Annotated in this window: 4 protein-coding genes; 2 read left to right on the top strand and 2 right to left on the bottom strand. The window is 55.7% G+C overall.

Annotated elements, in window-relative coordinates; translation table 11 throughout:
• Window positions 1-2,472: glycogen/starch/alpha-glucan phosphorylase (locus tag R6V78_RS00590; RefSeq protein WP_410287372.1), on the bottom strand; the 2,472-nt coding region annotated here is incomplete at its 3' end.
• Window positions 2,473-2,536: 64 nt separating this feature from the next.
• On the bottom strand, window positions 2,537-3,604 hold the full coding sequence (locus R6V78_RS00585; RefSeq protein WP_410287371.1) for a class I fructose-bisphosphate aldolase: 1,068 nt from the start codon (window positions 3,602-3,604) through the stop codon (window positions 2,537-2,539).
• Between the two features lie 387 nt (window positions 3,605-3,991).
• Between R6V78_RS00585 and R6V78_RS00580 the strand changes: the two genes are divergently transcribed.
• Both R6V78_RS00580 and R6V78_RS00575 read left to right on the top strand, forming a co-directional pair.
• Window positions 3,992-4,228, top strand: coding sequence for a hypothetical protein (locus tag R6V78_RS00580; RefSeq protein ID WP_410287370.1), 237 nt, complete (start codon window positions 3,992-3,994; stop codon window positions 4,226-4,228).
• Window positions 4,229-4,230: 2 nt separating this feature from the next.
• Window positions 4,231-6,740: PAS domain S-box protein (locus R6V78_RS00575; protein WP_410287369.1), on the top strand; the 2,510-nt coding region annotated here is incomplete at its 3' end.

Raw genomic sequence — 6,740 nt, 5'->3', positions numbered from 1 at the left:
CACCGGTTGCGCGCCCCAGATTTCCCGGCAGTATTCCGCAATGGAACGGTCGGATGAAAACCTTCCCATGCGGGCCGTGTTCAGAATCGACATCCGTTGCCAGTCGTCCTGCGCCTTGAACCGGCGGTCAACGGTCTCCTGGCACCGCACATAGGCGTCATAGTCCGCCAGAACCATAAACAAGTCCTGGTAGAGCAGGGAATCCACCAACGGCCGGAACAGGGACGGGTCGGCGGGGAACAGCGCGCCGCTGGAGATGGTGTCAATCACCGCCCGCAATTCCTGATGGCGATGATACAGGTCCATAGGCCAGTACCCTTCCTGCCGGGTTTTGACCACCTGGTCAGCCGTCAGGCCGAAGAGAAAAAAATTTTCAGGCCCCACCGCTTCCCGAATTTCGACGTTGGCGCCGTCCAGCGTGCCGATGGTTAGCGCGCCGTTTAGGGAAAACTTCATGTTGCCCGTGCCCGAAGCCTCCTTTCCGGCCGTGGAAATCTGCTCAGAAAGATCTGCGGCCGGATAGATGACCTGGGCGTTTTTCACATTGAAATCAGGATAAAAGACCACTTTCAGCCGATCATTCACCTCCGGATCATGGTTGACCACCTCCGCTACGGCATGAATCAGCCGAATGATGAGCAGGGCCATGGTATAGCCGGGGGCCGCCTTCCCGCCGAAGATGAAGGTGCGCGGCGGTGCATCCGTTGCCAGCCCCTGCTTGATGCGGTGGTAGCGGGTGAGAATGTGGAGAAGGTTTAAATGCTGGCGCTTGTATTCGTGGATGCGTTTTACCTGAACATCGAACAGGCTGTCGGGATCTATGGAAATTCCCGTCGTTTTCAGGATCATGTGTGCCAGTCTCTCTTTGCAGGCCCGCTGGATCCCGTTCCAGCGCCGGCGAAATTCGGGGTCGTCTGCGAAGGGTTCCAGATCAGCCAGCAGATCGAGGTCGCGAATCCATTTGTCGCCGATGGTTTCGCAGATGAGCCGGGTTTGGCCCGGGTTTGCCAGCACCATAAACCGACGTGGGGTGACACCGTTGGTGACGTTTTTGAGTTTTTCAGGCCAGAGCGCATGGAAATCCTTTAACACTGTTTGTTTAAGCAGATCGGTGTGCAGTTTTGCCACGCCGTTGATCGCATGGCTGCCCACGCAGGCCAGATTCGCCATGCGCACCTGCTTTTCACCGGATTCGGCAATCAGAGACAGCCGGGCGATGGTTTCCTCGTCTCGGGTGTGGACCCGGACGACGTCGTCCAAAAACCGGCGGTTGATTTCAAAAATGATTTCCAAGTGTCGTGGCAGAAGCTGCCGCATCAACGGTACCGACCAGGTTTCAAGCGCTTCGGGCAGCAGAGTATGGTTGGTGTAGGCGAACACCCGCGTGGTGATCGTCCATGCCGGCTCCCATTCCATGAAGTGCTCATCCACCAGCAGTCGCATTAATTCAGCCACAGCCAGGGCCGGATGGGTGTCGTTGAGTTGGGCCACAAACTTGTCGGGAATTTTGGTCAGATCTGATTCACGCTGCAAAAACAGCCGGATCATGTCCTGAAGGGAACAGGAAACAAAAAAAGCCTGCTGTTGAAGGCGAAGCCGGCGCCCGACCTCGGGCTGGTCGTTGGGATAAAGGACCTTGGTGATGTTCTCGGAAACCATTTTCTGTTCAACGGCCTTATAGTAATTGCCTACGTTAAAAGCCTGAAAATCAAAGGATTCACAGGCCCGCGCGCACCATAGCCGTAGAAAATTGGCATTGTTGACCCCGTATCCCAGCACCGGCGTATCATGGGGGACCCCCAGCACCAGGTGCTCAGGAATCCAGCGGGCCCGATACCTGCCTTTTTCATCCGTAAAGGATTCGGTGTGCCCGCCGAATTTCACCTCAAAACGGATCTCCGGGTGGGCGGTTTCCCAGGGATTGCCGAACCGCAGCCATTTGTCGCTCAACTCCACCTGCCAGCCGTCCTTGATGGCTTGATCGAAGATGCCGAATTCATAACGGATGCCGTAGCCGATGGCCGGAATCTGCAGGGTGGCCAGAGAATCCATGTAGCAGGCGGCCAGGCGCCCCAGACCACCGTTTCCCAGGCCGGGCTCCTCCTCCTGTTGCATCACCGCTTCCAGGCTCATCCCCAGGCTTTCCACGGCCCGGGCTGTTTCATCGTAAAGCCCCAGACTGATCAGGTTGTTTCCGAGCTGAGGCCCCATGAGGTATTCGGCCGACAAATAGAGAACCGTCCGGCTTTCCTTTTCAAAATAAGTTTGGGCGCTGTGAATATAGCGATGCAGGACCCGGTCCCGGATCACATAAGCCAAGGCCAGATAATAATCATTGAGGGTGGCCACCTCGGGAAATTTCGCCCGCATGGAAAACAGTTTTTCAATGATCTCCTTGCGGATGGCCTCGGCTGAATCATCAAATGAATGGTCCGGCGGCTGGCTTTTGGCAGGTTTTATTTTTCGTGGCATGATCGTTTCCCCCCTCCGGCACCTGTGGCGTACATTTCAGCCCTATGAAACAGCGATTTTTCTTTTATGCGACTGTAATTTTCCGGTTAAGATACACAGATTGAACCGCTTCAATAATTTTCACGCCTTCATCAAAAGGCTTTTGAAACGCTTTGCGTCCAAGTATCAAGCCGCTGCCGCCCGCGCGTTTGTTAATCACAGCCGTGCGTACGGCGTCTGCCATATCATTGTCGCCCGAGGCACCACCCGAGTTGATCAGAGGAATTTTTCCCGCATAGTTGTTTAGCAATTGGTAGCGGGTCAAATCAATGGGATTGTCCGAAGCCAGCTCGGTATAAATTCGCTCATCGTATTTACCGAATTTTTTCCCATTGCTGTTTAGAGCGCGGTAACCGCCGTTGTTTTCAGGAAGCTTTTGCTTAATGATATCGGCCTCAATAGTGACCCCCAAATGATTTGCCTGGCCGGTTAAGTCGGCGGATACATGATAATCTTTATCCTTTTTGAAATCATTGTTTCTCAGATAGCACCAAAGAATAGCAAACAATCCCTTTTGGTGTGCATAGGCGAACATTTTGCTTGTTTCGATAATTTGCCGATTCGATTCTGCCGAACCAAAATAAATGGTTGCACCTACACCGGCAGCGCCCATTTCATAAGCTTGGTCAACAGTGCCAAACATAATTTGATCGTAGCTGTTCGGCGATGAAAGAAGCTCGTTGTGGTTAAGCTTTACGATAAAAGGGATTTTGTGAGCATATCTTCGCGACACCAATCCAAGTACCCCCAGTGTTGATGCCAGCCCGTTGCAAGCGGCAGCCATGGCCAATTTCACAATATTTTCGGGATCAAAATACATAGGATTTTTTGCGAATGATGCGCCTGCTGAATGTTCAATTCCCTGGTCAATCGGCAGGATGGAAAGATAACCCGTACCAGAGAGATTTCCGGTGGTGTATAATCGGTATAAGTTTCCCAGCACACGATTGTTCCTGTCCGAGGGGATGAATATCTTATCCACCATCTCCTTGGCCGGAATGGTTATCTCCTTTTGTGCAATTTTTGGCGTAGAAAATTCCAGCAAAGATGCATCGTTTCCCAATAACTGCTGAATTTGCTTTATTTTCAACATTGTTTTTTCCTTCCTATTTTATTTTCATTTTCACCTTTCGGGTGTTGGCCTCAGCATTTTTTAATAGTTGTAATCTATCGCAATGTTTGAATTTATGTCAATAAATTTGGCTCTTCGTTGATTCATGCGGGTAAAAACACGCCACCTGTGCCGGGAGGTTGCGTAGGGCGGTTGGCAACTGTTTGAGACGTCTGGCGCCCCATTGTGCCGGGCGGAACCGGGATGACTGTAAGAGATTGATTCCCTGTCGAAATCAAGTTGTGCTGCGAGTAAAAAGATGTCTGCAGGCGGTATTCCTTGACAGCGCCAACCCTATTTCATATTCATTATAAATAGATGCCGGACCCCTTGGCGCTATCGGCGATCTGATCGCCGGCAGGAGGTGTTATGGCTCACCTCGGAAACATGCTGGGCAAAACGGAATTCCATCTTTTTCTCTTCTGTCTCTTTTTCCTGTTCTTCAACTGGCCCCTGCTGACCCTGCTGGAGGGGACCCGCCCCGCGAGTGGTTTTCTCTACCTTTACGCGGTCTGGTCGCTGCTGGTGGTGCTGCTGGCGGTGATCGCCCGCCAGGTGCGGCCTGCATCGCCGGCCGGTCCGGTCACGGACACAACGAGGAAATAGGCATGTTCGATCCTCTGGTCGCCATGCTGGTGTTTCTCTTTTATGTCGTGGCCCTTTTTCTGGTGGCCCTGTGGGCGGAGCACGGCGCCGCCAGAGGCCGCAGCCCGGTCAACAATCCCTGGGTCTACGGGCTTTCCCTGGCGGTATACTGCACCGCCTGGACCTACTACGGCAGCGTCGGTATCGCAGCCTCTTCGGGGCTGCTCTTTTTGGCGGTCTACCTGGGCCCCACCCTGGGCATTTTCCTCTGGTGGAAGGTGCTGCGGCGGATGGCGCAGATCAAATCCCGGCATCATATCACCAGCATCGCCGACTTCATTTCAGCCCGCTACGACAAATCCGAAACGCTTGCCGCTCTGGCCACGGTGCTGGCTCTTTGCGCCAGCATCCCTTACGTCTCGCTGCAACTCAAGGCGATCATCAGCACCTTTGAGCTCATCACCACTCCGGGCCGGGATTTTTCCGCCTGGATCGGAGGGCATCTGGGCCCCATAGTGGTCGTTATGATGATTGTTTTCGCCATTGTGTTCGGGGTCCGCCGCCTGGACCCCACCGAACGTCACGACGGCATGGTGATGGCGCTGGTGGTGGAATGCATCGTCAAACTCATCAGCCTGCTGGTGGCCGGTGTTTTTGTCACCTATTTTCTCTACGACGGCTTCGGGGATCTTTTTCAACGGCTCGCTCAAAGTCCTCATCATCACCTGTTCGCCCTCAGCGGAAAGGCCCCTGCGCCTTACCTGCTCTGGGGCACCTACCTCGTGCTGGCCATGTCCGCCAGCCTGTTTCTGCCCCGCCAGTTCCATGTCGCCGTGGTGGAAAACCCGAACCCGGACTTCGTTTCAACGGCCATGTGGCTCTTTCCGGTCTACATGCTGCTGATCAATCTTTTTGTGCTGCCCATCGCCGCCGGCGGTCTGCTTCAGGGCCTGCCGGTCGCCGGGGCGGATACCTTTGTCCTAGACCTGCCCCGCAACCATGGCAAACCCTGGCTGGTGATGCTGGTTTTTATCGGCGGGTTTTCCGCCGCCACGGGCATGATCATGATCAGCTCGGTGACGCTGTCCACCATGCTCACCAACCACTTGCTTTTGCCCCTGGTGCGCTGGGTGCCGTGGCTGGGCTTCCTCCGCCGCCACCTGCTGCGCTGCAAGTGGGTGGCCGTAGCCCTGGTGCTGGTGCTCAGCTACGGCTTCGAGCGCCTGATCGGTCAAACCTTCATGCTGGCCAACATCGGCATGATCTCCTTTGCGGCAGTCTTCCAGTTCGCTCCGATCATCCTGGGCGGTATGTTCTGGCGTCAGGCCAACAAATGGGGAGCACTGGCCGGGCTTTCGGCGGGGTTTGGCGTGTGGCTCTACAGCTTGCTGCTGCCCGCTTTGATCCAGGTCGGCTGGTTTTCGCGCAGCATCCTGGACGCCGGTCCCTGGGCGGTCGGGGCCCTCAGTCCGGAAAGCCTTTTCGGGCTGCACGGGTTTGCGCCGCTCACCCACACCCTCTTTTGGTCCTTTATTTTCAATGTCGGGGCTTTCGTGCTGGTGTCAATCTGGTGGAACCAAAGCCCCAGCGAAAGACGTCTGGCGGCGGTTTTCAGTGACGATGGATGGGCTGTGCCCCTGTCATCTAATGTGGACCAGCACTCGGCCACCATCGATCCGACGGCCAAAAGCCTGGAAATCGCAAAAGTACTGCATCGCTACCTGGACCAAACCGAAACGCGGGCCATCCTCACCCGTGCCATGGCGACCTGCCGGCTGGAGGGCCGGGAGCGCATCACCATCGTCGACCTGATCAACCTGCACAGTGAAGTGGAAAAATCTCTGGCCGGGGCCATCGGCGCCCCCGCCGCTCACAAGGCCTTGGCCGGCTCGACGATTTTTACCCCCGAAGAGTCCCGGCAACTCAGTGAAGTTTACAAGGACGTGCTCGCCAGGCTTCGCATCTCCCCCGAGGAACTCTATGCCAAACTGGACTATTACCACGAAAAGGAGATTCTGCTGACCAACCATGCCGCCGAGCTTCAGGAGTACAGCAGGGCCCTGGAGCTGCGCATCGCCGAGCAGGAGAAAATCGAGGCGGCTCTCGCCGAAAGTGAAAACAAGTACCGCAGCATTTTCGAAAACGCTCCGGAGGGCGTTTTCCAGATCACTGCCGAGGGGCGTATGATCAGCGCCAGTCCGTCGATGGCAACCATTCTGGGCTACGCCTCCCCCGAGGCCCTGAAGGAGGCCATGGAAACCATCGGCAAAGACATCTATGTCCGTCCGGAGGATCACCGGACGCTGATGGCGCGCCTGACCAACGAAGGCGTGGTGACGGACTTCGAGTGTCAACTCAAGCGTCGCGATGGCAGCCGCGTGTGGACCGCGGTGCGCGCACGGGCGGTGCGAGCCGAAGATGGAAGGCTTTGGCTGATCGAGGGGTTTCTCCAGGACATCTCCCAACGCAAGCGCTCCGAGGCCGCCCTCCAGGAGGCTTACCGCGACATGGAGCAGCGGGTGGCCGACCGTAC

It is taken from the genome of Desulfosarcina sp. (assembly GCF_046496365.1).
Classification (GTDB): domain Bacteria; phylum Desulfobacterota; class Desulfobacteria; order Desulfobacterales; family Desulfosarcinaceae; genus Desulfosarcina.
This window is presented reverse-complemented; position numbering and strand designations above follow the sequence as displayed.

What these genes read in the sequence shown, in the direction of transcription:
- R6V78_RS00585 (WP_410287371.1), bottom strand. Translation starts at nt 3,604, where the DNA reads ATGTTGAAAATAAAGCAAATTCAGCAGTTATTGGGAAACGATGCATCT.
- R6V78_RS00580 (WP_410287370.1), top strand. Translation starts at nt 3,992, where the DNA reads ATGGCTCACCTCGGAAACATGCTGGGCAAAACGGAATTCCATCTTTTT.